The 24483-nt window shown below is 59.2% G+C and carries 35 protein-coding genes, 1 tRNA gene and 1 pseudogene; all 37 read right to left on the reverse strand.

Going from position 1 to position 24483, the window contains the following annotated elements; all coding sequences use genetic code 11:
- Nucleotides 1-58: 58 nt before the first annotated feature.
- Nucleotides 59-760, reverse strand: coding sequence for a 50S ribosomal protein L17 (rplQ, locus tag OZX73_RS06950; RefSeq protein WP_277148857.1), 702 nt, complete (start codon nucleotides 758-760; stop codon nucleotides 59-61).
- A gap of 92 nt (nucleotides 761-852) precedes the next feature.
- Nucleotides 853-1848: a DNA-directed RNA polymerase subunit alpha gene (locus tag OZX73_RS06955; protein WP_277148859.1), complete on the reverse strand. Its 996-nt coding sequence runs from the start codon at nucleotides 1846-1848 to the stop codon at nucleotides 853-855.
- Nucleotides 1849-1927: 79 nt separating this feature from the next.
- On the reverse strand, nucleotides 1928-2326 hold the full coding sequence (gene rpsK, locus OZX73_RS06960; protein WP_277143872.1) for a 30S ribosomal protein S11: 399 nt from the start codon (nucleotides 2324-2326) through the stop codon (nucleotides 1928-1930).
- Between the two features lie 107 nt (nucleotides 2327-2433).
- A complete protein-coding gene (gene rpsM / locus OZX73_RS06965) occupies nucleotides 2434-2811 on the reverse strand; it encodes a 30S ribosomal protein S13 (RefSeq protein WP_277143870.1) in 378 nt (125 codons plus the stop codon).
- A gap of 125 nt (nucleotides 2812-2936) precedes the next feature.
- A complete protein-coding gene (rpmJ, locus tag OZX73_RS06970; RefSeq protein ID WP_043164480.1) occupies nucleotides 2937-3050 on the reverse strand; it encodes a 50S ribosomal protein L36 in 114 nt (37 codons plus the stop codon).
- 21 nt (nucleotides 3051-3071) lie between these two features.
- Entirely contained in the window at nucleotides 3072-3290 is a 219-nt protein-coding gene (gene infA / locus OZX73_RS06975) for a translation initiation factor IF-1 (protein ID WP_003808114.1), read from the reverse strand.
- Nucleotides 3291-3489: 199 nt separating this feature from the next.
- Nucleotides 3490-4050 (reverse strand): adenylate kinase, encoded by a 561-nt coding sequence (locus OZX73_RS06980; protein ID WP_277148861.1) that lies wholly within the window; start codon nucleotides 4048-4050, stop codon nucleotides 3490-3492.
- Nucleotides 4051-4457: 407 nt separating this feature from the next.
- Nucleotides 4458-5789, reverse strand: a pseudogene (gene secY / locus OZX73_RS06985) (preprotein translocase subunit SecY); the annotation flags it as partial.
- Between the two features lie 302 nt (nucleotides 5790-6091).
- Nucleotides 6092-6553, reverse strand: a complete 462-nt coding sequence (rplO, locus tag OZX73_RS06990) for a 50S ribosomal protein L15 (protein ID WP_277148863.1) — start codon at nucleotides 6551-6553, stop codon at nucleotides 6092-6094.
- A gap of 1 nt (nucleotide 6554) precedes the next feature.
- On the reverse strand, nucleotides 6555-6734 hold the full coding sequence (rpmD, locus tag OZX73_RS06995) for a 50S ribosomal protein L30 (RefSeq protein ID WP_277146295.1): 180 nt from the start codon (nucleotides 6732-6734) through the stop codon (nucleotides 6555-6557).
- Nucleotides 6734-7504 carry a 30S ribosomal protein S5 gene (gene rpsE, locus OZX73_RS07000; RefSeq protein WP_277148865.1) on the reverse strand — a complete coding sequence of 257 codons (771 nt, stop codon included), beginning with the start codon at nucleotides 7502-7504 and terminating at the stop codon, nucleotides 6734-6736. Before rpsE ends, rpmD begins: the two co-directional genes overlap by 1 nt.
- Nucleotides 7501-7872, reverse strand: coding sequence for a 50S ribosomal protein L18 (gene rplR, locus OZX73_RS07005; protein ID WP_277148867.1), 372 nt, complete (start codon nucleotides 7870-7872; stop codon nucleotides 7501-7503). The genes rpsE and rplR overlap by 4 nt, the downstream gene beginning before the upstream one ends.
- 1 nt (nucleotide 7873) lies before the next feature.
- Nucleotides 7874-8413, reverse strand: a complete 540-nt coding sequence (gene rplF, locus OZX73_RS07010) for a 50S ribosomal protein L6 (protein WP_277148869.1) — start codon at nucleotides 8411-8413, stop codon at nucleotides 7874-7876.
- Nucleotides 8414-8429: 16 nt separating this feature from the next.
- Nucleotides 8430-8828 (reverse strand): 30S ribosomal protein S8, encoded by a 399-nt coding sequence (gene rpsH / locus OZX73_RS07015; protein WP_277148871.1) that lies wholly within the window; start codon nucleotides 8826-8828, stop codon nucleotides 8430-8432.
- Between the two features lie 88 nt (nucleotides 8829-8916).
- Nucleotides 8917-9102 (reverse strand): type Z 30S ribosomal protein S14, encoded by a 186-nt coding sequence (locus OZX73_RS07020; RefSeq protein ID WP_277143851.1) that lies wholly within the window; start codon nucleotides 9100-9102, stop codon nucleotides 8917-8919.
- Between the two features lies 1 nt (nucleotide 9103).
- Complete coding sequence (gene rplE / locus OZX73_RS07025) at nucleotides 9104-9676, reverse strand: 50S ribosomal protein L5 (RefSeq protein ID WP_277148873.1); 573 nt, start codon at nucleotides 9674-9676, stop codon at nucleotides 9104-9106.
- Nucleotides 9673-10008 (reverse strand): 50S ribosomal protein L24, encoded by a 336-nt coding sequence (rplX, locus tag OZX73_RS07030; RefSeq protein WP_277143846.1) that lies wholly within the window; start codon nucleotides 10006-10008, stop codon nucleotides 9673-9675. The genes rplE and rplX overlap by 4 nt, the downstream gene beginning before the upstream one ends.
- A 1-nt stretch (nucleotide 10009) precedes the next feature.
- Entirely contained in the window at nucleotides 10010-10378 is a 369-nt protein-coding gene (gene rplN / locus OZX73_RS07035; RefSeq protein ID WP_091847708.1) for a 50S ribosomal protein L14, read from the reverse strand.
- A gap of 71 nt (nucleotides 10379-10449) precedes the next feature.
- Nucleotides 10450-10716 carry a 30S ribosomal protein S17 gene (rpsQ, locus tag OZX73_RS07040; protein ID WP_277143842.1) on the reverse strand — a complete coding sequence of 89 codons (267 nt, stop codon included), beginning with the start codon at nucleotides 10714-10716 and terminating at the stop codon, nucleotides 10450-10452.
- Nucleotides 10717-10718: 2 nt separating this feature from the next.
- Nucleotides 10719-10976, reverse strand: a complete 258-nt coding sequence (rpmC, locus tag OZX73_RS07045) for a 50S ribosomal protein L29 (protein WP_277148876.1) — start codon at nucleotides 10974-10976, stop codon at nucleotides 10719-10721.
- Nucleotides 10976-11395 (reverse strand): 50S ribosomal protein L16, encoded by a 420-nt coding sequence (rplP, locus tag OZX73_RS07050; RefSeq protein ID WP_277143838.1) that lies wholly within the window; start codon nucleotides 11393-11395, stop codon nucleotides 10976-10978. The genes rpmC and rplP overlap by 1 nt, the downstream gene beginning before the upstream one ends.
- 6 nt (nucleotides 11396-11401) lie before the next feature.
- Complete coding sequence (gene rpsC, locus OZX73_RS07055; protein ID WP_277148878.1) at nucleotides 11402-12235, reverse strand: 30S ribosomal protein S3; 834 nt, start codon at nucleotides 12233-12235, stop codon at nucleotides 11402-11404.
- A gap of 2 nt (nucleotides 12236-12237) precedes the next feature.
- Nucleotides 12238-12597, reverse strand: a complete 360-nt coding sequence (gene rplV, locus OZX73_RS07060; RefSeq protein WP_277143833.1) for a 50S ribosomal protein L22 — start codon at nucleotides 12595-12597, stop codon at nucleotides 12238-12240.
- A gap of 15 nt (nucleotides 12598-12612) precedes the next feature.
- The gene (gene rpsS / locus OZX73_RS07065; RefSeq protein WP_277143831.1) at nucleotides 12613-12891 is read right to left on the reverse strand and encodes a 30S ribosomal protein S19; all 279 of its coding nucleotides are present in this window, start codon (nucleotides 12889-12891) and stop codon (nucleotides 12613-12615) included.
- 14 nt (nucleotides 12892-12905) lie between these two features.
- The gene (gene rplB / locus OZX73_RS07070) at nucleotides 12906-13736 is read right to left on the reverse strand and encodes a 50S ribosomal protein L2 (RefSeq protein ID WP_277148880.1); all 831 of its coding nucleotides are present in this window, start codon (nucleotides 13734-13736) and stop codon (nucleotides 12906-12908) included.
- Nucleotides 13737-13771: 35 nt separating this feature from the next.
- The gene (gene rplW / locus OZX73_RS07075; RefSeq protein WP_277148882.1) at nucleotides 13772-14068 is read right to left on the reverse strand and encodes a 50S ribosomal protein L23; all 297 of its coding nucleotides are present in this window, start codon (nucleotides 14066-14068) and stop codon (nucleotides 13772-13774) included.
- A 5-nt stretch (nucleotides 14069-14073) separates the two neighbouring features.
- Nucleotides 14074-14733, reverse strand: a complete 660-nt coding sequence (gene rplD / locus OZX73_RS07080) for a 50S ribosomal protein L4 (RefSeq protein ID WP_277148884.1) — start codon at nucleotides 14731-14733, stop codon at nucleotides 14074-14076.
- A gap of 6 nt (nucleotides 14734-14739) precedes the next feature.
- The gene (rplC, locus tag OZX73_RS07085; protein WP_277148886.1) at nucleotides 14740-15393 is read right to left on the reverse strand and encodes a 50S ribosomal protein L3; all 654 of its coding nucleotides are present in this window, start codon (nucleotides 15391-15393) and stop codon (nucleotides 14740-14742) included.
- A 14-nt stretch (nucleotides 15394-15407) separates the two neighbouring features.
- A complete protein-coding gene (rpsJ, locus tag OZX73_RS07090; RefSeq protein ID WP_277143821.1) occupies nucleotides 15408-15716 on the reverse strand; it encodes a 30S ribosomal protein S10 in 309 nt (102 codons plus the stop codon).
- A 433-nt stretch (nucleotides 15717-16149) separates the two neighbouring features.
- Complete coding sequence (gene adhE / locus OZX73_RS07095; RefSeq protein ID WP_277148888.1) at nucleotides 16150-18891, reverse strand: bifunctional acetaldehyde-CoA/alcohol dehydrogenase; 2742 nt, start codon at nucleotides 18889-18891, stop codon at nucleotides 16150-16152.
- A 419-nt stretch (nucleotides 18892-19310) separates the two neighbouring features.
- The gene (locus OZX73_RS07100) at nucleotides 19311-19709 is read right to left on the reverse strand and encodes a VOC family protein (RefSeq protein WP_277150956.1); all 399 of its coding nucleotides are present in this window, start codon (nucleotides 19707-19709) and stop codon (nucleotides 19311-19313) included.
- Between the two features lie 157 nt (nucleotides 19710-19866).
- Nucleotides 19867-20358 carry a 30S ribosomal protein S9 gene (gene rpsI, locus OZX73_RS07105; protein WP_277148890.1) on the reverse strand — a complete coding sequence of 164 codons (492 nt, stop codon included), beginning with the start codon at nucleotides 20356-20358 and terminating at the stop codon, nucleotides 19867-19869.
- A 21-nt stretch (nucleotides 20359-20379) separates the two neighbouring features.
- On the reverse strand, nucleotides 20380-20829 hold the full coding sequence (rplM, locus tag OZX73_RS07110; RefSeq protein ID WP_277148892.1) for a 50S ribosomal protein L13: 450 nt from the start codon (nucleotides 20827-20829) through the stop codon (nucleotides 20380-20382).
- Nucleotides 20830-21148: 319 nt separating this feature from the next.
- Nucleotides 21149-21856: an AbrB family transcriptional regulator gene (locus OZX73_RS07115; RefSeq protein WP_277148894.1), complete on the reverse strand. Its 708-nt coding sequence runs from the start codon at nucleotides 21854-21856 to the stop codon at nucleotides 21149-21151.
- A 152-nt stretch (nucleotides 21857-22008) separates the two neighbouring features.
- Nucleotides 22009-22629 (reverse strand): YigZ family protein, encoded by a 621-nt coding sequence (locus OZX73_RS07120; RefSeq protein WP_277150957.1) that lies wholly within the window; start codon nucleotides 22627-22629, stop codon nucleotides 22009-22011.
- A gap of 655 nt (nucleotides 22630-23284) precedes the next feature.
- Nucleotides 23285-23371 (reverse strand) — tRNA-Ser (locus tag OZX73_RS07125).
- A gap of 160 nt (nucleotides 23372-23531) precedes the next feature.
- Nucleotides 23532-24425, reverse strand: coding sequence for an EamA family transporter (locus OZX73_RS07130; protein WP_277150958.1), 894 nt, complete (start codon nucleotides 24423-24425; stop codon nucleotides 23532-23534).
- Nucleotides 24426-24483: the final 58 nt, after the last annotated feature.

Genomic DNA, 24483 nt, shown 5'->3' on the forward strand with positions numbered 1-24483 from the left:
CCGGAGACTCGCATCTCCGACCTTCTTTATGAAGAAAAACTCAAGCGAATCTAGCGACTCACTTCTCTTCCTTGTCAGCCTTCTTGGCGGCTGGCTTCTTGGCTGCAGGTTTCTTCGCAGGAGCCTTCTTGGCAGCCGGCTTCTTGGCCTTGGCGGCCTTCTTGGCCTCAGCGTCGACGTCCTTGGCTTCGGCCTTCTTGACCTCGGCCTTGTCCGCGGCGACATCGGCGTTGACCTCAGTCTCCTTGGCCTCAGCCTCGTCAACGGCCTTATCCGTCTTGGTCTTGGCGGTCTCGGCTGTGTCCTTCTGGACCTTGGCTTCGGCCTCTTCGACCGCGGCCTTGTCCTCGGCGACCGCAGCGGAAGCCTCGGCTTCCTTGACCACGGATTCCTTGGCGCTCACCGGTTCGGTGATGAGCTCGATGATGGCGCGCGGCGCGTTGTTGCCCTTGGAGGGGGCGATCTTCACGATGCGGGTGTAGCCACCCTCGCGCTGCTGCATCTGCTCGGCAATCTCGGTGAAGAGCTTGTGCACGATGGACTTGTTGCGGATGACGCGCATCACGCGACGGCGGCTGGCCAGATCCCCGCGCTTGGCGAAGGTGATGAGGCGCTCGGCCACCGGGCGAAGGCGCTTGGCCTTCGGCAACGTTGTGACGATGCGGCCGTGCTCGAACAGGCTGGTCGCCATGTTCGCGAGCATCAGACGCTCATGAGCCGGGCTTGAAGCCAGGTGCGGCCCTTTTCTAGGTGTAGGCATTATTACTCCTTAACGCCCCGGTTTTACACCGTTCAGGTGGGCATACGCCCGAACATCCAAACGATTACCGAAGCTTAAAATGAAGTTGGCTCTCACTCGTCCTCAGGCGAGAAGAAAGTGCCACCTTCAAGGTTGTTGGTATCGAAGCCCAGCGGCGAGGCCTTCAACGAGAGACCCATGCTTTCGAGCTTCTCCTTGACCTCATCGATCGACTTCATACCGAAATTACGGATGTCGAGCAGATCCTGCTCGGTGTGGGACACCAATTCACCGACGGTGTGGATACCTTCGCGCTTCAGGCAGTTGTAGCTGCGCTGGGTGAGATTGAGTTCCTCGATCGGAATCGACATCTCCGGGTTGACTTCTTCCTCAACCGGAGCCGGGCCGACCTCGACGCCTTCCGCTTGCGTGTTGAGCTCGCGGCACAGACCGAAGAGCTCGACAAGGGTGGAACCGGCGGATGCGACGGCGTCGCGCGGCGAAATCGCCGGCTTGGTCTCCACATCGAGGATGAGCTTGTCGAAGTCCGTGCGCTGTTCGACACGGGTCGCCTCAACCTTGTAGCTCACCTTGAGGACTGGCGAATAGATGGAATCGACCGGAATACGGCCGATCTCATCGCCGTCCTGCTTGTTCATCTGCGCGGGGACATAGCCACGGCCGCGCTCGACGGTGAACTCGATCTCAAGTTCGCCGTCATCCGCGAGGGTGGCGATATGCATATCCGGATTGGCGATGGTGACGCCGGCCGGAGGGGTGATGTCCCCCGCGGTGGCCTCGCCCTTGCCGCTTTTACGCAGATACATGACAACCGGTTCGTCATATTCGCTGGTGAGTACGATTCCCTTGATATTGAGCAGGATCTCGGTGACATCCTCCTCGACGCCTGGCAGAGTGGTGAACTCGTGCAGGGCACCGGAGATGCGCACCGAAGTGACTGCCGCTCCGGGAATGGAGCTCAGCAGGGTACGACGCAACGAATTACCGAGCGTATAGCCGAATCCAGGCTCGAGCGGCTCGATAACAAAGCGAGAACGCTGCGGATTCAGTGATTCCTCAGTAAGTTGCGGACGCTGTGCAATAAGCACTGTGTTATCCTTTCAGCTTCTGATCGGTGGTGCACTCACTGGTCATAAGCGGGTTGGACGGATGGTTAAATGAAGTGCTTCAGACGCGACGGCGCTTCGGAGGGCGCACACCGTTATGAGCCTGCGGGGTGACGTCGGTGATGGAGCCGACCTCAAGGCCTGCGGACTGCAGGGAGCGGATGGCGGTTTCGCGACCGCTGCCCGGACCCTTGACGTAGACGTCGACCTTCTTGACGCCGTGCTCCTGCGCCTTGCGGGCGGCGGACTCAGCGGCCATGCCTGCGGCGTAGGGGGTGGACTTACGTGAGCCCTTGAAACCGACATCGCCACCGGAGGCCCAGGCCACGACAGCGCCCGAGGGATCCGTGATGGAGATGATGGTGTTATTGAAAGTGGACTTGATGTGCGCCTGACCGACCGGGACCGACTTGCGGTCACGGCGACGCGGCTTGCGCACGGCTTGCTTTGCAGCTGCCATTGATCCTCGTTTCCTAATTACGAATGATTCCTACGTCACGAAGAGCCTGGAACGTAATCTTTACTGCCAACAACGCCCCGTCCCTCTTCATAACTGCTTAAGGCTGATTACTTGACGGCCTTTTTCTTTCCAGCGACGGTACGCTTCGGACCCTTGCGGGTGCGGGCGTTGGTCTTGGTGCGCTGACCGCGCACAGGAAGACCATGGCGGTGACGCTGGCCCTGATAGCAGTTGATCTGAATCTTGCGACGAATATCCGCATCGACTTCACGACGCAGATCGCCTTCAATCTTGTAATTTGCCTCAAGATAGTCGCGCAGCGTAATAAGCTGCTCATCGCTCAGATCCTTGACGCGGGTATCCGGATTCACACCGGTTGCGGCAAGCGTTTCCTTCGCGCGAGTACGGCCGACACCAAAGATATAGGTGAGGGCGATCTCGATGCGCTTCTCATTGGGGATGTCGACTCCGGCAAGACGTGCCATTGCGATTCCTTCTATGTTTCCGTAGGTTTGTACCAAGTCATCCGGTTTCCCGGCTCGGGCCTACGTACCCGGGGTTCAGCTTTTGGGCTGCGACTCAGTACCTTTTCTGGTCGGAGGTTTTCCGCTCAGCCTTGACGCTGCTTGTGGCGCGGGTTGGAGCAGATCACCATGACGCGACCGTGACGACGGATCACGCGGCAATTCTCGCAGATCCTCTTCACACTAGGGCTGACCTTCATGGTTTTCCTTTTCTGTACCTTTTACTTATAACGGTACGTAATACGACCACGGTTCAGATCGTAGGGGCTCATCTCAAGGACCACACGGTCCTGCGGGAGGATGCGGATGTAATTCTTGCGCATCTTGCCTGAGATCGTGGCCAGCACGATGTGCTTGTTTTCAAGTTCGACGCGAAACATCGCGTTCGGCAGTGCTTCCACCACCTGACCTTCGACTTCAATCACACCGTCTTTAGCCATGAGCCTCATTCCGTTCTTTGGCCGATATTACAGTTTCGGCGCATCCGAAAACACACCAACTTATTACTATAGCAAAAGAAGAGACCAGATGCGACACGGCGTGTTGCATTCAATCTCTTCTTGTGCTAATGGCGGATTTCAGTGTCAGGTGTCGGTCGCATAATCATGCCGCAACCAACCACATGAAAGAAATGCCCTATCAGTCGAGCGCGTCGAAGATGGACTTGGAGATGTCCTCGATATCACCCTCGCCATCGATGGGGACCAGGCAGCCACGGGACTTGTAGGTGTCGAGCAGTGGCGCGGTCTCCTCGTCGTAGGTCTTGAGACGCTGGGCGATGGCCTCGGCGTTGTCGTCGGCACGGCCTTCTTCGGCGGCGCGCTTGGCGATACGCTTCATCAGGATGTCGCGGTCGGCGTCGAGCGCCACGACCTTGTCGAGCGGGGTGCCGAGCCCTTCGAGCATCTTGTCGAGCGCCTCGACCTGGGCCGCGTTGCGCGGGTAGCCGTCGAGGATCCAGCCGTTCTTGGCATCGTCCATGGCGAGGCGGTCCTTGACGATCTTGTTGGTCAGTTCATCAGGCACGAGCTGACCTTTGTCGGTATAGCTCTTGGCTTCCTGCCCGAGCGGGGTGTTGTTCTTCATGTTGTAGCGGAAGATGTCGCCGGTGGAGATGTGCGGGATGCCGTAGTGCTCCGCGATCAGCTTGGCTTGGGTTCCCTTGCCCACTCCTTGCGGGCCCATAATTAATAGACGCATGTAATCCACTTCCTTGGTTGTTGTACCTAGCAAATGATGCCCACCCGTTTCAAAGACGGATGAGCATCATTTCATTGTTTTTTCTTTACAGCTGTTTTCAACGGCTCAACCGAATATCGTCACTCGGACTTGTCGTCGGTGTCGTCATCGTCCTTGGAGGATTTGTCATCGCTGGTCGCATCCTCTTCGTTCGATTCGCCACTCTCGGTGGTTGAATCTTCGGAATCGGTGGTCTCGGTGTTCTCAACCTCTGAGTTTTCGACCGCTGAGGTATCTGTGGCATCTTCGTCGGTCTTGGTGGCTTCCTCATCGGTCGTCTCGGACACGGCGTCTTCGCTTTCGTTGGAGGTGCTCTCCAAAACGGCCGTCGCGGAGCTCTTGGACTTCTTGGACGTCTTGACGTCCTCGCCCTCGATATGGTCGGTGTCCTCAAGCAGGAAGCCGGTGTATTGGAACTGCTCGGTCTGGGCCTTGGCCTGACGCAGGGTATCGAGGCCGACGCCCGCGATGATCAGGATGGTCGTGCCACCGAACGGAAGCTTGTTGTTGAGCTTCAGCATCATGATGAGCATGGTCGGAATCAACGCGACGAAGAGCAGGTAGATGGCGCCGACCGTGTTGAGCCTGTTCATCACATAGCTCAGGTAACGGCTGGTGGCGCTGCCGGCGCGGATGCCGGGGATGAAGCCACCGTACTGCTTCATGTTGTCCGCGGTCTCGTCAGGGTCGAAGGTGATCGACGTGTAGAAGAAGCAGAAGAACACGATCATCACGGCGTAGAGCGCGATGTACCAGACGGAGGTCGTGTTGGCCAGGTTGGTGTTGATCCACTTGACCCACTTCTGGTCGGACTTGCCGAACTGCGCGATCAGCGTCGGGATTGCCAGGATCGAGGAGGCGAAGATCGGCGGGATGACGCCGGACATGTTGATCTTCAGCGGAAGGTAGGTGGAGGAACCGCCGTACATCTTGCGGCCGATCATGCGGCGTGTGTACTGCACCGGGATGCGGCGCTGCGCGAGCTCGACGAAATCGACGAAGATGAGGATGACGATGAGGACCGCGACGACGATGCCGAAGTACGTCCAGTTGCCGTTCTTGCCGTTGGTGCCCCAACCGATGCGCCAAAGCTGCGGCAGGAAGCCGGAGCAGATGGACATGAAGATCAAAATGGACATGCCTTGGCCGATGCCCTTGTCGGTAATCAACTCGGCCATCCACATGATGAGACCCGTGCCACCGGTCATGATCATGACCATGACCGCGAGGTTCCACACCGAGCCGTCAGGAACGACCTGGCCGCACTGGTAGTTGAACAACGCGCCGGAACGGGCGGTGACCAGGATGGTGGTGGACTGCAGGATCGCCAGGCCGATGGTGAGATAACGCGTGTACTGCGTCAGCTTCGTCTCGCCGGACTGGCCTTCCTTATGCAGCGCCTCGAAACGAGGGATGACCACGCGCAGCAGTTGGATGACGATGGACGCCGTGATGTACGGCATGACGCCCAATGCGAAGATCGATAGCTGCAGCATGGCGCCGCCGGAGAAGAGGTTGACCAACCCCACGAAGTTCTCCTGGGCCGTCTTCATGGTGCCCACGCATTGCTGGACCACCTTGTAGTCCACTCCCGGTGTCGGTATGAACGAACCGATGCGGTAGATGACAATGATGCCGAGCACGAAGAGGATCTTATGGCGAAGTTCCTTCGTCTTCAGGGCCTGGATTAACGTCCTCACCTAGATTTCCTTCCCTATTCGGCACATCTGCTGTGCCGATGCAAACACACTAAGCGATAATCTTAGCGTCAAGCGTCTACCAAATAACGTGCACCACTCCGGCAATTGTGAAGTTCACCGTTATTTTGCGGATTGCCGATTCCCGAGCCGTTTCAATCGTGCGCACTCTGGCATATCTCAATGAGTGTGCATCATGGTGAGCACAATGCCCAAGAATGGCAAAAACAAGTGGTCCCCTTCGCTGATGCGAAAAGGACCACCATGCATGCGAACCCTAAAGGCTCACATTACAGACATCCGAATTACTCTTCGGAAATGGTGCCGCCTGCAGCCTCGATCTTGGCCTTGGCGGACTTGGAAGCCTTCACGCCCTTGAGCGTGAACGCGACCTTGGTCTCACCGTCGCCCAGGACCTTGACAGGGTATCCGGCGCGAACCGCACCGGCCTTGACGAGATCGGCGACCGTGACCTCCCCACCCTTCGGGAACAGCTTGGAGAGTGCGGAGACGTTGACGACCTGGAACTCCTGCTTGAAGGGGCTCTTGAAGCCGCGAAGCTTCGGCAGGCGCATGTAGAGAGGCAGCTGGCCACCTTCGAAGCCAGGACGAACCTGGTAACGCTTCAAAGTGCCCTTGGCGCCACGTCCCGAGGTCTTGCCCTTGGAACCCTCGCCACGGCCCACGCGGATGCGGTTCTTCTTGGCACCCGGAGCAGGACGCAGGTCATGCATCTGCAAAATCGTGTTTTCTTCTTGTTCTGCCATATCAGGCCTCCTCAACCGTGACCAAGTGGCGAACCGCATTGATCAGACCGCGGGTTGCAGGAGTGTCCTCACGGACAACCGTCTGACCGATCTTGTGCAGGCCGAGCGTGCGAACGGTGTCGCGCTGGGCGGGCTTGCGGTTGACCAGACCTTTTGTCAGTGTGATCTTCAGATCTGCCATTACTCTTCACCATCCTTGGCTTGTTCGGCTTCGGCCTTGGCGTCCTCACGGGCCTTGCGGGCCTCGGCGATGCCTTCGGCGCGAGCACGAAGCAGGGTGTCGGGAGCGACTTCCTCAACGGTCAAGCCACGGCGCGCCGCGATCTCTTCCGGCTCCTCGAGCTGCTTCAAGGCATCCACAGTGGCGCGAACCACGTTGACCGCGGTGGCGCTTCCCATGGACTTGGTAAGGATATCAGAGATGCCTGCGCACTCCATGACGGCGCGGACCGCACCGCCGGCGATTACGCCGGTGCCGGGAGCGGCGGGACGAAGCAGGACGGTACCTGCGGCGTCATGGCCGATGACCGGGTGGGTCACGGTGCCGCGAACGCGCGGGACGGTGAACATGTGCTTCTTGGCGTCAAGCTGGCCCTTGGCGATGGCGGCAGGAACCTCACGGGACTTGCCATAGCCAACACCGACGGTGCCGTTGCCGTCTCCGACCACCACGAGAGCGGCGAAGCTCATGCTACGGCCACCCTTACGGGTCTTGGAAACGCGGTTGATGGTCACGACGCGGTCGAGCAGCTCGTCGCCACGATTTTCCTCGCGACGGCCGCGGCGTTCACCGCGACGCTCCCCTCGACGGCCTTCACCGCGGCCTTCGCCACGTCCGCCGCGGCGTGAACCACGACGATCGTCATTGCGCTGGCCCTGCTTGTTATCGTTGGACGCCTGCGTGTTCTGAGTTTCTTCAGTCACTTGGGTTTCCTTTTCGTTGTCGCTCACAGTGCAAGACCTCCCTGACGGGCGCCTTCAGCTACGGCTGCGACGCGACCATGATACTTGTTGCCACCACGGTCGAAGACGACGGAATCGATGCCCGCGTCCTTGGCCTTCTTGGCAATCAGCTCGCCGACCTTCTGAGCGGCTTCGGTCTTGGTGCCCTTGAACCCATCGAAATCATGGGTGATGGTGGACTCGCTGACCAAAGTGACGCCCTTGGTGTCGTCGACGATCTGAGCGACCATGTGGCGGTTCGAACGGGTGACGACCAGACGCGGACGCTCTGCGGTGCCGGTGAGGTGCTTGCGAAGACGTGCGTGACGGCGAAGCCTTGCGACTTTCTTGCCTTTACCGAAAATCTTGACTGTCATATCACTTACCAGCCTTTCCAGCCTTGCGCAGGATGTGTTCGTCGGTGTACTTGATGCCCTTGCCCTTGTAGGGTTCCGGCTTGCGAAGCGCGCGGATATTGGCCGCGGCCTGACCGACCGCCTGCTTGTCAATACCCTTGACGACCACCTGGTTGGCATTCGGCAGCTCGAAGGTGATGCCTTCGGGCGGGTTGACGGTGATGGTGTGCGAATAGCCGAGCGAGAACTCGATGCCCTTGCCCTTCATCTGCGCACGGTAACCGGTGCCGACGATGTCCAGCGTCTTGGTGAATCCTTCGTGCACGCCCTGGACCATCGAAGCGACGATGGAACGGGCCAGACCATGGTCCGCACGGGTCTGCAGCTGGTCATCGGCCGGGTCGAAGTAAATGGTGTTGTCTTCGACGCGGGCGGTGATGCCGTCGGGAATAGTGTAGGAATCAGAACCCTTGGCGCCTTTGACGCTGAAGTTCTGTCCGTCGATCTTGACTTCCACGCCTGCCGGAATGGTGACGGGGAGCTTACCAATATGTGATGCCATGTTTAGCTCTCCTTTCTCACCAAACGAAGGCGACGATCTCGCCGCCGATGCCCCGGTCGAGGCAATCTTTCTGGGTCAACAATCCTGCACTGGTCGAGATGATCGCGACACCCATGCCACCAAGTGGCATCGGCAGCGCGTCCGACTTCGCATAGCGACGCAGGCCGGGCTTCGAGATGCGCTTGATGCCCTGAATGGCACGCTCGCCATTGGGACCGTACTTCAGCGTGATCTCAAGGTTCTGGCCGACGCGGGCATCCGTAGCGGTGAAGTCCTTGATATAGCCTTCACGCTTCAGGATCTCGGCGATCGCCGCCTTGAACTTGGAGTACGGCATCGAAACGGTCTCATGCTTCGCCGCACTCGCATTACGCAGACGCGTAAGCATGTCTGCGATTGGATCTGTCATTGTCATGTGGGCTAACGCCCTTTCTCGCCGTGGTTTCCTCCGCCGGAGCAAATCGATAGGACCTGCCCCGGCCGAGGACCTTCAGCGTCGATGTTTACCAACTGGACTTCGTAACTCCGGGCAGCTCGCCACGATGAGCCTTCTCGCGAAGGCAGATGCGGCACAGGCCGAACTTGCGATATACGGAGTGGGGACGGCCGCAAACCTGGCAGCGCGTGTAGGCGCGCACCTTGAACTTTGGTTTGGCAGCAGCCTTGTTTCTAAGAGCGGTTTTTGCCATTTCAGTTCTCCTTGAAGGGGAAGCCAAGGTGCTTGAGCAATGCCCGAGCTTCCTTGTCATCCTTGGTGCTGGTCACCACGGTGATGTCCATGCCGCGCTGATGATCGATCGCATCCGGATCGATCTCGTGGAACATGGACTGCTCGGTGAGACCGAAGTTGTAGTTGCCCTGGCCATCGAACTGACGATCGCTGATACCGCGGAAATCGCGGATACGCGGCAGAGCCAGAACGAGCAGCCTGTCGAGGAACTCCCACATGCGGTCGCCGCGAAGCGTGACGTAGGCGCCAATGGCCTGGCCCTCACGCAGATGGAACTGCGCGACGGACTTCTTGGCCTTGGTGACCTTCGGCTTCTGGCCGGTGATGGCCGTGAGATCCTTGACGGCGCCCTCGATGAGCTTGGAGTCGCGGGCCGCGGCGCCGACGCCCATGGAGACGACGACCTTCTGGACCTTGGCGACCTGCATCGGGTTGGAATGCTTGAATTCCTTCTCAAGCTCGGGCACGATCTTTTCGTTGTACTGCTGCTTCAGGCGCGGTGTTGCCGGCGCTTCGACTGACGTATCGGTCATGCCAGCTCCTTTCCTGATTTCTTGGCGATGCGGGTGCGCACGGTCTTGACCTTGCCGTCCTGGGCCTTGGTCGTGACCTTGACGCCGACGCGGGTCGGTTCCTTGGTCTCCGGGTCGATGACCATCACATTGGAGCGATGGATCGGCGCCTCAACGGAGACGATGCCGGACTGCTGACCCTGCTGGGTGGCGCGCACGTGCTTCTTGACGATCTGGACACCTTCGACGATCAGACGGTCGTTGGCAAGCACCTTGGTGACTTTGCCTTCCTTCCCGCGATCCTTGCCGCGGATGACCTTGACCTGGTCGCCGGTCTTGATCTTGGCTACCATCTCAGATCACCTCCGGGGCGAGGGACACGATCTTCATGAAGCGCTTGTCGCGCAGTTCACGTCCGACCGGTCCGAAGATACGAGTGCCCTTTGGCTCATGGCCGGAGCCAAGAATAACCGCAGCGTTCTCGTCGAACTTGATGTATGAGCCGTCCTTGCGACGATGCTCTTTTACCGTGCGGACGACAACGGCCTTGACCACGTCGCCCTTCTTGACCGACCCGCCAGGGATCGCGTCCTTGACGGAGGCGACGATTACGTCGCCGATGCCGGCATAGCGTCGCTTCGATCCGCCGAGCACTCGGATGGCCAAGATCTCCTTGGCACCCGTGTTGTCGGCGACATGAAGCCGCGTTTCCTGCTGAATCATTGATTCTCCTTAGCCGCGCTGGTTCTCCCCTGCCACCCGTGAGGGTGAGCAGCGGAGCCTTGCCGAACTTGTTACTTGGCGCGTTCGACGATGGAGTCGAGACGCCAACGCTTGGTCTTGCTCAAAGGCCGAGTCTCCATGATACGCACGAAGTCGCCGTTGTGGGCGTCGTTGTGCTCGTCATGAACCTTGACCTTACGAGTGGAACGGACGACCTTGCCGTACAGGGGGTGGGTCGAACGCTGCTCGAGCTCGACGGTGATGGTCTTGTCCATTGCGTCGGACACGACGTAACCACTACGAGTCTTGCGGAAGTTGCGCTCTTGCTTTTCAGCCATGCTTACTTCTCCTCAGTCTTCGTGTCGCCCGACTCAGGCGCCTCGCTGATACCGAGTTCACGTTCACGCAGGACAGTGTACATCCTGGCGATGTCATGCTTCACGGCCTTGAGCCTGGCGGAGTTGTCAAGCTGACCGGTGGCGTTCTGGAAGCGCAGGTTGAAGAGCTCTTCCTTGGACTTCTTGAGGAAGCCCTCGATCTCGCCATTGGTCTTCTCGTTGAGATTCTTGATGCTGTAGTCAGCTGTTCCGACTGCCATCAGATGTCACCGCCTTCACGTGCGATAATGCGGCACTTCATCGGCAGCTTGTCGATGGCGCGGCGAAGGGCTTCCTTCGCGGTCGCCTCGTCGACACCGCCGATTTCGAACATCACGCGTCCGGGATGCACATTGGCGATCCAGGACTCCGGGGTGCCCTTGCCGGAACCCATTCGGCTTCCGAGCGCGTGCTTGGTCAAAGGACGATCAGGGAAGATCGTGATCCACACACGACCACCACGCTTGATGTAGCGGGTCATGGCGATACGAGCGGCCTCGATCTGGCGGTTGGAGATGTAGGCAGGGGCCAGAGCCTGGATGCCATAATCGCCGAACGCGATCTCGTTGCCGCCCTTGGACATGCCGCGGCGCTTCGGACGCTGCTGTTTACGGTACTTAGTCCTCTTTGGGATAAGCATATCTGCTCACTCCTTTGCTTCCGAGGCGGCAGGTGCTGCGGCTGCTGCGGGTTCGGCCGCCGGAGCGTCGGCCGCAGGGGCCTTGGCTTCTGGCTTGGAACCACGAGCACCGGCGGGACGGCCACCACGGCGCGGGCGACGATCGCCGCCACGGCGTCCACGGTTGTTGTCCTGCTGGGCCTGCTGCTCATCGAACTGACGTTCGGTCATGTCGCCCTTGTAGATCCAGACCTTCACACCGATACGGCCATAGGTCGTACGGGCTTCGAAGAAGCCGTAATCAATCAGGGCGCGAAGGGTCTGCAGCGGAACGCGACCCTCACGATAGAACTCGGAACGGCTCATCTCGGCGCCTCCAAGGCGGCCGGAGAGCTTGATGCGGATACCCTTGGCACCAGCGCGCATCGCATCCTGCTGAGCCTTGCGCATGGCACGACGGAACGTGACACGGTTGGTCAGCTGCTCGGCGATGGACTGAGCGACAAGCTGGGCGTCCAGAGCGGCGTTCTTGACTTCGAAGATGTTGAGCTGAACCTGCTTGCCCGTGATCTTCTCGAGCTTGGCGCGAACACGTTCGGCTTCCGCTCCACGACGGCCGATGACAATGCCCGGGCGGGCGGTGTGGATGTCCACACGCACGCGGTCACGGGTGCGCTCGATGATGATGCGGGACACGCCTGCACGCTCGAGGTCTTTGTTCATGGCCTTGCGAATCTTGTCGTCCTCGAGGACGAAGTCGCTGTAACGCTCACCAGGCTTGTTGGAATCGGAGAACCACTTGGAACGGTGGTCTTCAGTGATACCCAGGCGGTAGCCTAACGGATTGATCTTCTGACCCATCTTTAGCGGGCTCCTTCCTTGCTGGCGACAACGACGGTGATGTGGCTGGTGCGCTTGTTGATGCGTCCGGCGCGGCCCTGTGCACGAGCACGGAAACGCTTGAGCGTCACGCCCTCATCCACATAGGTCTCTTTCACATACAGGTCGTTCTCACGGAACGCCTCGCCGGCCTTGTCGGCCTTGACGCGTGCGTTCGCGGTGGCGCTCTGCAGAACCTTGAGCACTGGCTCAGAGGCGTCCTGCGGGGCGAATTTCAGGATGGTGACGGCTTCGCTCACTTTTTTGCCTCGGATGAGGTCGACCATGCGGCGAGCCTTGCGCGGCGTCACACGGACGTGACGTGCGATTGCTTTAGCTTCCATAATCTTTCTCTTCCTTTAGCGGCGAGCTTTTTTGTCGTCATGAACGTGACCACGGAAGGTCTTCGTCGGGGCGAATTCACCGAGCTTGTGGCCGACCATGGCTTCGGTCACGAAGACCGGGACATGCTTGCGACCATCGTGCACGGCGAACGTGTGACCGATGAAGTCCGGGGTGATCATCGAACGGCGCGACCACGTCTTGATGACGTTCTTCGTGCCCTTCTCGTTCTGTTCGTCGACTTTCTTCTGTAAATGGGCGTCGACGAAGGGGCCCTTCTTGATGCTACGTGACATCTATTCGACGCTCCTTACTTACGGTTCTTGCCATTGGGACGACGACGAACAATCATCTTGTTCGAAGCCTTCTTCGGACGGCGAGTACGAACTTCGCCCTTGCCCCACGGCGACACTGGCGGCTTGCCACCGCGAGTGGTACCACCATGCGGGTGGTCGACCGGGTTCATGGACTCACCACGGGTGATCGGGCGCTTGCCCATCCAGCGGGCGCGACCGGCCTTGCCAAGCTGAACGTTGGCGTGATCGGAGTTACCGACCTCACCGACGGTGGCGCGGCAGCGTGCGTCGACGTTGCGGATTTCTCCGGATGGCATACGCAACTGGGCGTAGGCACCGTCCTTGGCGACAAGCTGAACGCCTGCACCAGCGGAGCGCGCGATCTTGGCGCCGCCCAGAGGACGGAGCTCGATGGCGTGGACGATCGTACCGGTGGGGATATTGCGCAGCGGCAGATTGTTGCCGGGCTTGATATCGGCATTCTCGCCGGTCTCGATGACGTCACCCTGCTTGACACCCTTCGGCGCCACGATGTAGCGCTTCTCGCCATCTGCATAATGCAGGAGAGCGATGCGGGCGGAGCGGTTCGGATCATATTCGATCTCAGCAACCTTGGCAGGAACGCCGTCCTTGTCCCAACGCTTGAAATCGATGAGACGGTACTGGCGCTTGTGGCCGCCGCCGCGATGGCGGGAGGTCACACGGCCGTAAGAGTTACGACCGCCGGTGCTGTTGAGTTTGCGTACCAGCGACTTCTCAGGCGTGGAGCGCGTGAGGTCGGAGAAATCCGACACAGACGCGTTGCGGCGGCCCGGAGTCGTCGGCTTATATACGCGGATAGCCATAATTAGTTCTTCCTTTGACTTTTTCGGCTATTGCTTCACTTGCCGAAGATGTCGATTGACTGACCCTCGGCGACCGTGACGATCGCGCGCTTCTGATTGACGCGAGAACCGAATCCGGTGCGGGTGCGCTGGCGCTTGCCTGCGCGGTTGAGGGTGTTGACGTTCGTCACCTTGACGTTGAAGATTGTTTCGACGGCCTGCTTGATCTGAACCTTGTTGGCGTCAGGAGCGACCACGAAAGTGTACTGGCCACGGTCACCGGCGGCGTAGCTCTTTTCGGAGACTACCGGCTTGATGATGACATCGTGGGCGGGATTGTGAATAGCTACCATATCGTTCAGGCCTCCTTGGGCTCAGTCTTGGCGGCGACGAAGGCATCGAAGCCTTCCTTGCTGAAGACGACATACTGAGCGGTAACCACATCGTAGGTGTTGAGCTGATCTGCGAAGAGCACATGCACCGTCGGGATGTTGCGAACGGAAAGCCACTCGTTCACGTTGTCGCGTGAAAGCACGACGGTGGTGAACTCGTTGCGGCTTACCGGGGTGAGCGCTGCGACGGCGGCCTTGGTGGACGGAGTGTCCTTGATGCCAAAGTCGACGACGGCGACACGACCGGCGTTCGCGCGGTTGGAAAGCACATAGCGCAGAGCGCCGGCCTTCATCTTCTTGGGAGTGCGCTGGGAATAATCGCGCGGCACTGGGCCGTGAGCGATACCACCGTGAACCCACTGGGGAGCGCGAATCGAGCCCTGACGAGCGCGACCGGTGCCCTTCTGCTTCCACGGCTTCTTGCCGCCACCAGAGACATCGCCACGGCTCTTGACCGCGTGGGTGCCCTGACGTGCTGCGGCGAGCTGAGCGACGACCACCTGATGAATCAGCGGGACGTGAGCCTCGACCTCTTCATTGGAGATGCCGAAGATCTCGACCGGCGCCTCAACGGTGCCAGCGGACTTGCCCTTGGCGTCGGTGACATTGAGTGTTACTTTTGCCATGGTTTATCAGGCTCCCTTCACAGCCGAACGAAGCAGGACGATGCCACCCTTGGGCCCTGGAAGAGCGCCCTTGATGGCGATGACGCCGTTCTCCTTATCGGAGGAAACGACCTCAAGGTTCTGCACGGTGGAAGTGACATGGCCCATACGACCGGCCATACGCTTGCCCTTCAAAATACGGCTCGGCGTGGCGCATGCACCGACTGAGCCGGGGCGACGCTCGTTCTTGTGGGAGCCGTGAGTACGACGATAGGACTTGAAACCCCAACGCTTGATGGTTCCGGCGAAGCCCTTGCCCTTGGTCGTACCGGTGACGTCCACTTCCGAACCATCGGCGAACAAGTCGGCGGTCAGTTCCTGACCGGGCTTGAAATCGTCGACGTTGTCCGTGCGGACCTCGACCAGATGACGACGCGGGGTGACGCCCGCCTTCGCGAAATGACCAGCCATGGGCTTGGTCACCTTGGTGGGATCAATCTGGCCATAGCCGAGTTGGACGGCCTTGTAGCCATCACTCTCTTCGGTCTTGACGCAAGTGACCACGTTCGTGGACACATCAACGAGCGTCACGGGAACGAAGAAACCCTGCTCGTCCCAAACCTGCGACATACCAAGCTTGCGGCCCAGCAGTGCAGAACGATTTGCTTTCTGCAACGACATGCTTCTCCCCTCCTTTACAGCTTGATCTCGATATTGACATCCGCAGGCAAATCGATGTGCATCAGTGAATCCACGGCCTTGGGGGTCGGGTCCACGATGTCGATGAGGCGCTTATGAGTGCGCATCTCGAATTGCTCGCGAGAATCCTTGTATTTATGAGGAGAACGAATTACCACAAAGACGTTCTTCTCAGTAGGCAGAGGAACCGGGCCCACCACAGTGGCACCCGCGTTCGTGACCGTCTCGACGATTTTCTTCGCCGATTGGTCGATGACCTCATGGTCATAGGACTTAAGCCTGATGCGGATTTTCTGTCCCGCCATTGCCGTCCGCCCTTTCTAGCGATTGTTGACATTACCAACCCGTTTTAAGGACACCGGCGCGTACAGCCCCCGGGAAATCCCGTGGCCGAACCACATCAGTGTGCAGCACTACAGCGCCTTCGAGAGGACGGCACCGGGCTGCACTCGCTCTTTTTCTTACAATTTGCGAGCCCAAAACAGGCAACTGTTCTATTAAAGCATTCGGGGGCTACTAGAAAAATTCGGGCGTGTCGTTGGCATTGCTTGCATTTGCATGGCTTTGCATACTACTTCCATGTAGTTTCCATCGCGTTTGGGCAATTCCGTTTTCCCCAAAAAGCAGTCCATACAATATTCAAATCCTGGATGATAAACCATACGAATATCATCGAAAATACCAATTATGCCTACCGTTGCGAAACGGCAGGCATAATGATTTTCCTGTTTTATGCTCTCAGCTTTCGACGATCTCCACTTCAGCGACGGCGGTTCCGCCCTCGCGCTCCTGGCGACGGGCGTGGCCCTCGGCCTGGGAGACGCCGTAGTAGGCGGCGATGGCGATGTCTTTCATGTCCTCGATCTGCGGGATACGAGGATTCGCTGGGGTGCACTGGTCCTCGTAGGCGCGCATGCCGATCTGGTCGAGGATGCTCCAGAAATACGTCTCGTCGACGCCGCATTGCTGGAAGCTGGAATCCATGTGAAGCTTGTTGTCGCGGTAATCCTCCACGGCGAGCGCGAGGTTCTCCACACCCTGCTCCGGCGTCTTACCAGGGTCGATGCCCAGCACACGGGCGAATTCCTGATAGCGCTCGGGGGCGACGTACTTATTGTACTTCGGCCAGCTTGTCGGCTCCTGCGGGATCGAGCCGTTGTAGCGGATGACGTAAGGCAGGAGGATCGCGTTGGTGTGGCCGTGGGCGACGTCGCACAGCGCGCCGATGGTGTGGGCCATGCCGTGGCACATGCCAAGGAACGCGGAGCCGAAGGCCATGCCGGCCATCGTGGCGGCGTTGTGCATCTTCTCCTGCGCTGCTTTCTTGGCCTCACCGGGCTCGGCGCGAACCGAGGTCTCGAGGTTGTCCCAGATGAGCTTGGCGGCGTGCAGGGCCATGCCGTCGGTGAAGTCGTTGGAGTAGACGGAGACGTAGGACTCCATGCAGTGCGTCAACGCGTCGAAGCCGGTGTTGCTGGCCAAGGTCGGCGGCTGCGTGCGGGCGAGGACGGGATCGACGATGGCGACCGACGGGGTCAGCGCGTAATCGGTGATCGGGTACTTGTAGCCGGTCTTGTGATCGGTGATCACGGCGAACGGCGTGACCTCAGAGCCAGTGCCGGAAGAGGTCGGGATGCAGACCAGCTTGGCCTTGCTCCCCAGCGGCGGAATGCGGAAGGCGCGCTTGCGGATGTCGAAGAACTTCTCGCGCACGTCGTCGAAAGAGATCTCGGGGTGTTCGTAGAGGAGCCACATGATCTTGGCCGCATCCATCGGCGAGCCGCCACCCACCGCGATGATGGTGTCGGGGCGGAACTCGTCGCGCATCATGGCCGCGCCGCGCTCCACCGTCTCGACGGACGGCTCCGGCTCGACGTAATCGATGGTGCGGAAGGTGACCGGATCCGGACGGCTACGTAGCTGGTCGATGACCTTGTCGACGACGCCGAGCTGCTCCATGACCTTGTCGCAGACGATGACCACGCGGCGGATGTTGTACATGTCGCGCAGGTAGCGGATGGCGTTGGACTCGAAATAGGTCTTCGGCGGGACTTTGAACCATTGCATGTTGTTGTTCCTTCGAGCGATGCGCTTGATGTTCAGCAGATTGACGGCCTGGACGTTGCCGGAGACGGAATTGCCGCCGTAGGAGCCGCAGCCGAGCGTCAGGGACGGGGCGATCGCGTTGTAGATGTCGCCGATGCCGCCAAGCGCCGAAGGTTGGTTCCAGACGATGCGGCAGGCGTGCATGCGCAAGCCGTAGCGCTTTACGAGGTCTTCGTCGTCGGAATGGATGACGGCGGTGTGGCCGGCCCCGAATTTGAGCATGCCTTCGCACATCTTGAAGCCTTGTTCCTCGGTGTCGAAACGCAGCATGGCGTGGACCGGGCAGAGCTTCTCGAGCGTCAACGGCTCCCGCTCCCCCACTTCCTTGCATTCGGCGACCAGGATCGTGGCGTCGTCGGGGACGGTGAAACCGGCCTCGCGGGCGATATATTGCGGCGACTTGCCGGGAACGATGGAGTTGAGTTTCGGTTTGCCGCCGGAATATGCGGTGCAGCCGAACATGTACTGTTCGAGCTTGGCCTTCTCATCGGCGTTGACGAAGTAGGCCTTGCGGCGCTTGAGTTCGCTGGCAAGACGCTCGTAGACGTCGGTGTGGGCGATGATGCCCTGTTCGGTGGCGCAGATCATGCCGTAATCGAAGTGCTTGGAAAGCACCAGGTCGTTGGCCACGCGCTTGACGTCGACATTCGCATCGACGTAGGCGGGGGCGTTGCCGGCACCCACGCCGAGCGCGGGCTTGCCGGAGGAATACGCGGCCTTGACCATGCCGGGGCCGCCGGTGGCGAGGATCGTGGCGACATCGGGATGGGTCATCAACGCGCCAGTGGCCTCGACGGAAGGATGTTCGATCCACTGGATGCAATCCTTGGGGGCGCCGGCCGCCACCGCAGCGTCACGCACGATGCGCGCGGCCTCAACCGAGCACTTCTGAGCGAAGGGGTGGAAGCCGAAGACGATCGGGCAACGGGTCTTCAAAGCGATCAGCGACTTGAAGATCGTGGTAGAGGTCGGGTTGGTGACCGGGGTGACGCCGGCGACCACGCCGACCGGCTCGGCGATCTCGTCGATGCCCATCACGTCGTCCTCGCGGATGATGCCGACCGTCTTCTGCCCGGCCAGGTAATGAGTGACATGCTCGCAGGCGAAGATGTTCTTGGTGGCCTTGTCCTCGACCAAGCCGCGGCCGGTCTCCTCGACGGCCATGTCCGCCAGCACCAAATGCTTGTTCAGCGCCGCGACCGAGGCCTTGGCGACGATGCGGTCGACCTGCTCCTGGTTGAGCCTCTCGAATTGGTTCAACGCCACGACGCCGCGGGCGACCAGTTGGTCCACCTCGCGCTTGACATCGGGCTTTTCGTTCGTTGTGGTTTTTGTGGTGGCTGTGGCCCCAGCGTTCTTCGGTTGTGTCGTCATGACTTCCCCTCCTGTTCGCAGTCATGTTCGCGTCACATACGCTTCTGAAATGTGAATCAAGTCACAATATAACGGGAGAACGCTACGTTTGTTGTTTTGTTTTAGCTTGGGGCGTTAAGCGGTATCTCCTGTTCGTTTTTGCACGATATCTCTCTCGAATCTGCGCGGATTTTGTTCGAAATCACCGAAAGGATGTTCAAATGAACAAAATAGGACATTCCTCGTCTTTGGAAATCAAATGATGTGAGCGCTCACAGGCAACCTGCCCATCAAATCCGGTAATCAGAAGACGGCATACGAAACGGCGGCAATCATGAATGAACATCATCATGATTGCCGCCGCAATGAACCAGTCAAAAGCATTCAGACGCTACGCCGGAATAAACCTCGATGCGCGATGCGCGCCACACGCTGTCATCTCAGACAATCTGGCAGAATTCGATGGTCTCGCGATTAGGACCATAAATGTTGAAATAACGGATGCCGTTCTTCCAGAAGGTGGGAATGGACTGGATCTCCTCGTCCTTCAATTCGAGCCCAAGCGCCTTGGCGTTTTCGAACGCGGCCTCGATGTCGGGGGTGTCGAAGGCCCAATGGTTGATGGCCCCGTCCTTCATCGCCACCGGATCGCCTTCCCACGTCTCGATGGTCAGGTGGCCATAACGCAGGAACGCGCAACGGTTCTCGCCGTTCGGGAAAATGCCGACCAGCTCAAAGCCGAGCTTCTTGGTATAGAACTCGATCGTCTCGTCCAAATCCTTGGCTGGCATACCGGAGTGCTGCAGGTCCGTGGTGAAATCCGACATTGGCTTCATGATGAACTCCTTTGTAAATTCGTTGGAGCGCAAATCTATCAAGCGCTGTTACGCCGAATCTACTTGCCGACCTTGACCAGAAGCCATGCTGGCGAGTGCCGGATATACAAAAACCTCCCGAACCCGAAAGGATCCGAGAGGTTTTGATGAAACGATAAAATCAACGCTTCGAGAACTGAGGCGCACGACGTGCCTTGTGCAGACCTGCCTTCTTGCGCTCCACGACGCGGGCGTCGCGGGTGAGGAAGCCGGCCTTCTTGAGCGCAGCGCGGTTGGCGTCGCGGTCGATGGCGTTCAGCGCACGGGCCACGCCGAGGCGGATGGCGCCGGCCTGACCGGTGGTGCCGCCGCCCTCAACGAGGACGATGACATCGAACTTGTTCTCAAGCTTCAACAGAACGATTGGGGAGTTGACCTCACGCTGCTGCAGGCGGGAGGGGAAGAACTCCTCCAGGGTGCGGCCGTTGATGGTCCACTTGCCGGAACCGGGAACCAAGCGCACGCGGGCGATGGCTTCCTTGCGGCGGCCCGTACCGTAGCCCGGGGCGATCGTGGAAGCACCGGTGCCAGCACCGGCGTTGGTTTCGGTAGTGAATGAAGTAAGTTCCTCTTCGGTCTCTTGAACCGCGGAGTTGTTGGTGTTTTCAGCCATGATTCGTTATCTCCTCTCGGTTCACTTGGCCTGCTGCGAAACCGCAGCGATCTCAATCGGCTGGGGCTTCTGCGGGGTGTGCGGGTGATCGGGACCAGCGAAAACGTGGAGACGATCGAGCTCGACCTTGGACAGACGGTTCTTCGGCATCATGCCCTTGACCGCTTCGCGGATGATGCGCTCAGGGTTGCGCTTGAGCAAATCGGCGTAGCTGTCGGCTCGGAGGCCGCCAGGACGACCGGAGTGCGCATAGAGCACCTTGTCCATCTTCTTGCCAGTCAACGCGATCTTTTCAGCGTTGATGATGATCACGTGATCGCCCAGATCGGCGTTCGGAGCGAAGGTCGGCTTGTTCTTGCCGCGCAGCAAAAGCGCTGCCCTGGTTGCAAGCTTGCCCAGCACCACGTCGGTGGCGTCAATGATGTACCAGTCGTGAGTCAGATCAGCTGGCTTCGGTGTGAAAGTTTTCACGAGTGTACCTTTTCTTTATATTGTGTTCCCGGCCAAATCGGCAAAACCTTACGATGATGCCTTTCCGACCGCTTTATCCGTGGGCTCCCTGAAAGTCCTAGTGCGAGTGGGAAAGCGCTTTGAAGGACCCCTCTAGGGAAACACAACAACTTACCATTGTACCTAAACCCCTGACTAACCGCAACACGGCGAATCGCGCACTCGCTCTCGCGCCAAGAATCACGGGATGACCGCCCGTCACGATGACTTTCAAACGTGCACATATATTCGGGGCTGATTCATAGGGCATTCAATCCCTCGTATTCAAACGCGCGAACGACTACTCCGCCAACCGGCCGGTCGCGGCGTGCTGGACGTCGCTCGCCTCGTCTTTGACGAGCCGGGCCAGCGTGGCCTGGGAGCAGTTGGGATTGAGCGCCGCCGCACGACGAACCATCGTCGCCAACACCACGGGGGCCTTCGGCTCCTCCTCGACGCCGAGCTTGGCGAGGAAATCGAGCGTGTCGGCGGAAGTCTCCAGGTTTTCCGCGCCCTCGAGGCGCATCTTCCAAGAGGCCTGCGGGTTGCGCAACGCGGCCTCGCGCACCACGGCCGCCTTGTCCTTGGTAAGCCTGCCCACCAGCCAGTTCTTGTCGTCCGGATTGCCGGCGACGGCCGCGCGCACCTCGTCGTTGCCATCCTCGGAAAGCTTGACGAGGATGTTCGGGAACGGCATGGTGGAGGCCAGGAAAACTCGGTCCTCCAGCGGGGTGTGCTGGTTGCCGGCCACCGCCTCAAGCAATGCCGTGGCACGGGAGAAGGCGGCCTGGTTCTCCTTTGGCGGCAACGGCTCGCGGGCGAAGTGGCTTAGCTCCGCGGAATCCTCTGAATGGCGCAGCTCCTCGTAAGTGTTGGTCAGTGGCTCGAAATTGGCGCCGCCATCGTTCGTATCATTCGTATCGGCCGCATTGTTTGATTGTGCGTTCGTCGCGTCCTGTGGCGCCGTGTCTTGATCCTGGCTTGTCGTGTCTTGTCCCGTTTCGCTCATGGTTCCAGCTTAACGCGAGCCGCAGAGCCGACCTATTGATGTGACGCCACCACCGTCAATCAGGAAATACGATTCCATGTGTGGTAAAGCAGACATTCGGCATTGCGCGCAAACATCCAAGATCCGCCTCAGCACCATTCAAAGCATCGACATCACAGGTGGGTCAACCTCGCACGAGCATTGAACGCTTCGCGAATCCGTTCCTCGAAACTTTCGGACTTCGATCGCGGAACATGGAACCTTACGACGACCCGATCGGTGAAATCTCGCTTTTCCTCTTGGCCACCCACGCCAGCCAACAGCTGCTCGAAGCGGCCAAGCCATGGGTATTCCAGCACGACTTCATAATGCCGCATCGGCACGATGCTGACGACACGAGCCGCCTTCACCGCCATCGACGCGGCCGTGGAATACGCGCGGATGAGGCCACCGGATCCAAGCAGAATGCCGCCGAAATAGCGGGTGACGGTGATGACGCAATCAGTGAGCCTGCCCATGCGGATCACGTCGAGAATCGGCTTGCCGGCGGTGCCGCTCGGCTCGCCGTCATCGCTCATCCGCTCCTTGGCGGCACCGTTGGCGGCCCCCAGAATCGCGGCGAAAGCGACGTGACGCGCCTTCGGGTTCTGGTCGCGGACGGATTGCACGAACGCGAGCGCCTCGTCCAATGTCTGGATATGGCAGGCGTCGCCGATGAACTCGGACTTCCTCTCGATGAACGAATCGTGCGCGGGAGTCTCGACGGGATCGGAGAGCGTCGAAAAGCCCTCGATGGTCCCGTTTCGTTCGCTGCCTGCGCTCACTGATCCGTCTCCTTGCATCAAGCTTGATTACCTTGCCTTGCCGTCTTGATGGCTTTCGTCCTTATAATCTTATAATCCTTAAAAACATGCACGTGCGGTGGCATCCAAGTTTTATTGCGGAATGCCCAGGAAACAATGGATTCGGAAACGCTCCGGTTTCCTTGCCTTCACGCAGCCTTGGCACCTCATGTTCGCCGCGTGTCGCAGGATTCCACCCGATTAACCGAATGTAAAATATTCCATCTGAAATTTCAAAACCTGAGACGGGCGACAGATCGAAGCCATATCTTGCTAGACTTGCCGCAAGGAGCAAGGGACAAGGATGTTCCTGCGCTCCCCATACAACACCCCATAGCAAATACCGCAGAACCGGGTTATTCAATGCGGAATCAGAAAAACTCATACGCTTAAACGAAACGAAAACGCAACTTATCCAGCTTATTTGACGAATCAGCACAGTAAGAAACCGCACATTTTCGTGATGGGCATTTGATGAAAACTCACCATTATTTAATGTGATTCAGCATGATTTACGATGATATCTGCACCGTGTCGAATATCCAAAACACAAGTCGGGAGTAAGCCTGAGCCTACTCCCGACCAGTCTTCATTTATACCTCTAAAGCGGAGCCGGAGAGATTCGAACTCTCGAACCGCTTGCGCAGTTAACACCTTAGCAGGGTGCCCCTATCGGCCACTCAGGCACAGCTCCGAGCTGCGCACGACAACGCCAAGCGCAACATTTGATTACTATAACAGCATCGGGCGACGCGCGCCACTCCGAATTTTCACTGTGTCCCGCCTTCTACCTCGTTTCCAAGTCCAGCGATGGCAATGGATACAACCACGACGTATACCGGCGCTCCCGCCTCCTACATCGTTTCCGGATCCGGTGCACGATGGCCGGAGAACGTGATCACCACGGCGATGATGACCAGCGCGACGCCCGCCAAATCGCCCAATGTCGGAATCTCACCGATAATCAAGCCGACAAGCAGCGCCATGACCGGATTGATGGCTTGGATGACGGAATAGCGAGCGGAGCTGACGCGGCGCATGATGACCTGGTCGATGATGTAGGGCACAAACGACGCGAAAATCGCGACCACCAACATCACTCCAAGCAATTTCAGCGCGCCGAATTCGCCACGCGCCCACGTCGCGCCCGGCTTGGGGCTGATGACGCCTTTGACGGCCGGGACGGCGAGGAAAACGGACTGCACGAGCCAGCCGATGAACATGCTCACCGTCAGGGAATCGAGCGGGTTCGAGCGCTGGGCTACCATGCGGCCGAAGATGATATAGCAGCCCCACATCGCCCCATCGATGAGGATAGCGATGAGGCCCAGCAGGAAATGCGGGTATTTGCCGGGGTTCGCGAACGACACACCGGCGAGCAGCACCACACCCGCGGCGGCGAGCACGATGCCAAGCCGCTCGCGCCAACTATGGCCGGTGATGACGGCGACGCCAAGCGGCCCGACGAATTCGATGGAGACGGCAATGCCCATGTCCATGTTGCTCATCCCCAGATAGAACAGCGTGTTCATCAGCATCACGGAAATGCCCGCGAGCGCGACGATCCACCAATCGCGGGGGGTGCGTGGCAGGCCGCTTCGTTTCGCCTTCGAAAACGGGCGGCGCCAGACCATCATCAGGACGGCCACGAAACCGACACGGTACCAGGCCGCAAGCAGCGGGTCAAGCTGGGTGAACGCCAGCTTGGCCACCGACGTGGCCAGATAGATCATCAGGCCCTCGCCCATGATGATGAGCACCACAGGGATGCGGTTGAAGACGGCATCCAAGCGAGAACCGGATAAT

Origin of the sequence: Bifidobacterium sp. ESL0775 (assembly GCF_029395475.1) — a bacterium.
GTDB lineage: Bacteria > Actinomycetota > Actinomycetes > Actinomycetales > Bifidobacteriaceae > Bifidobacterium.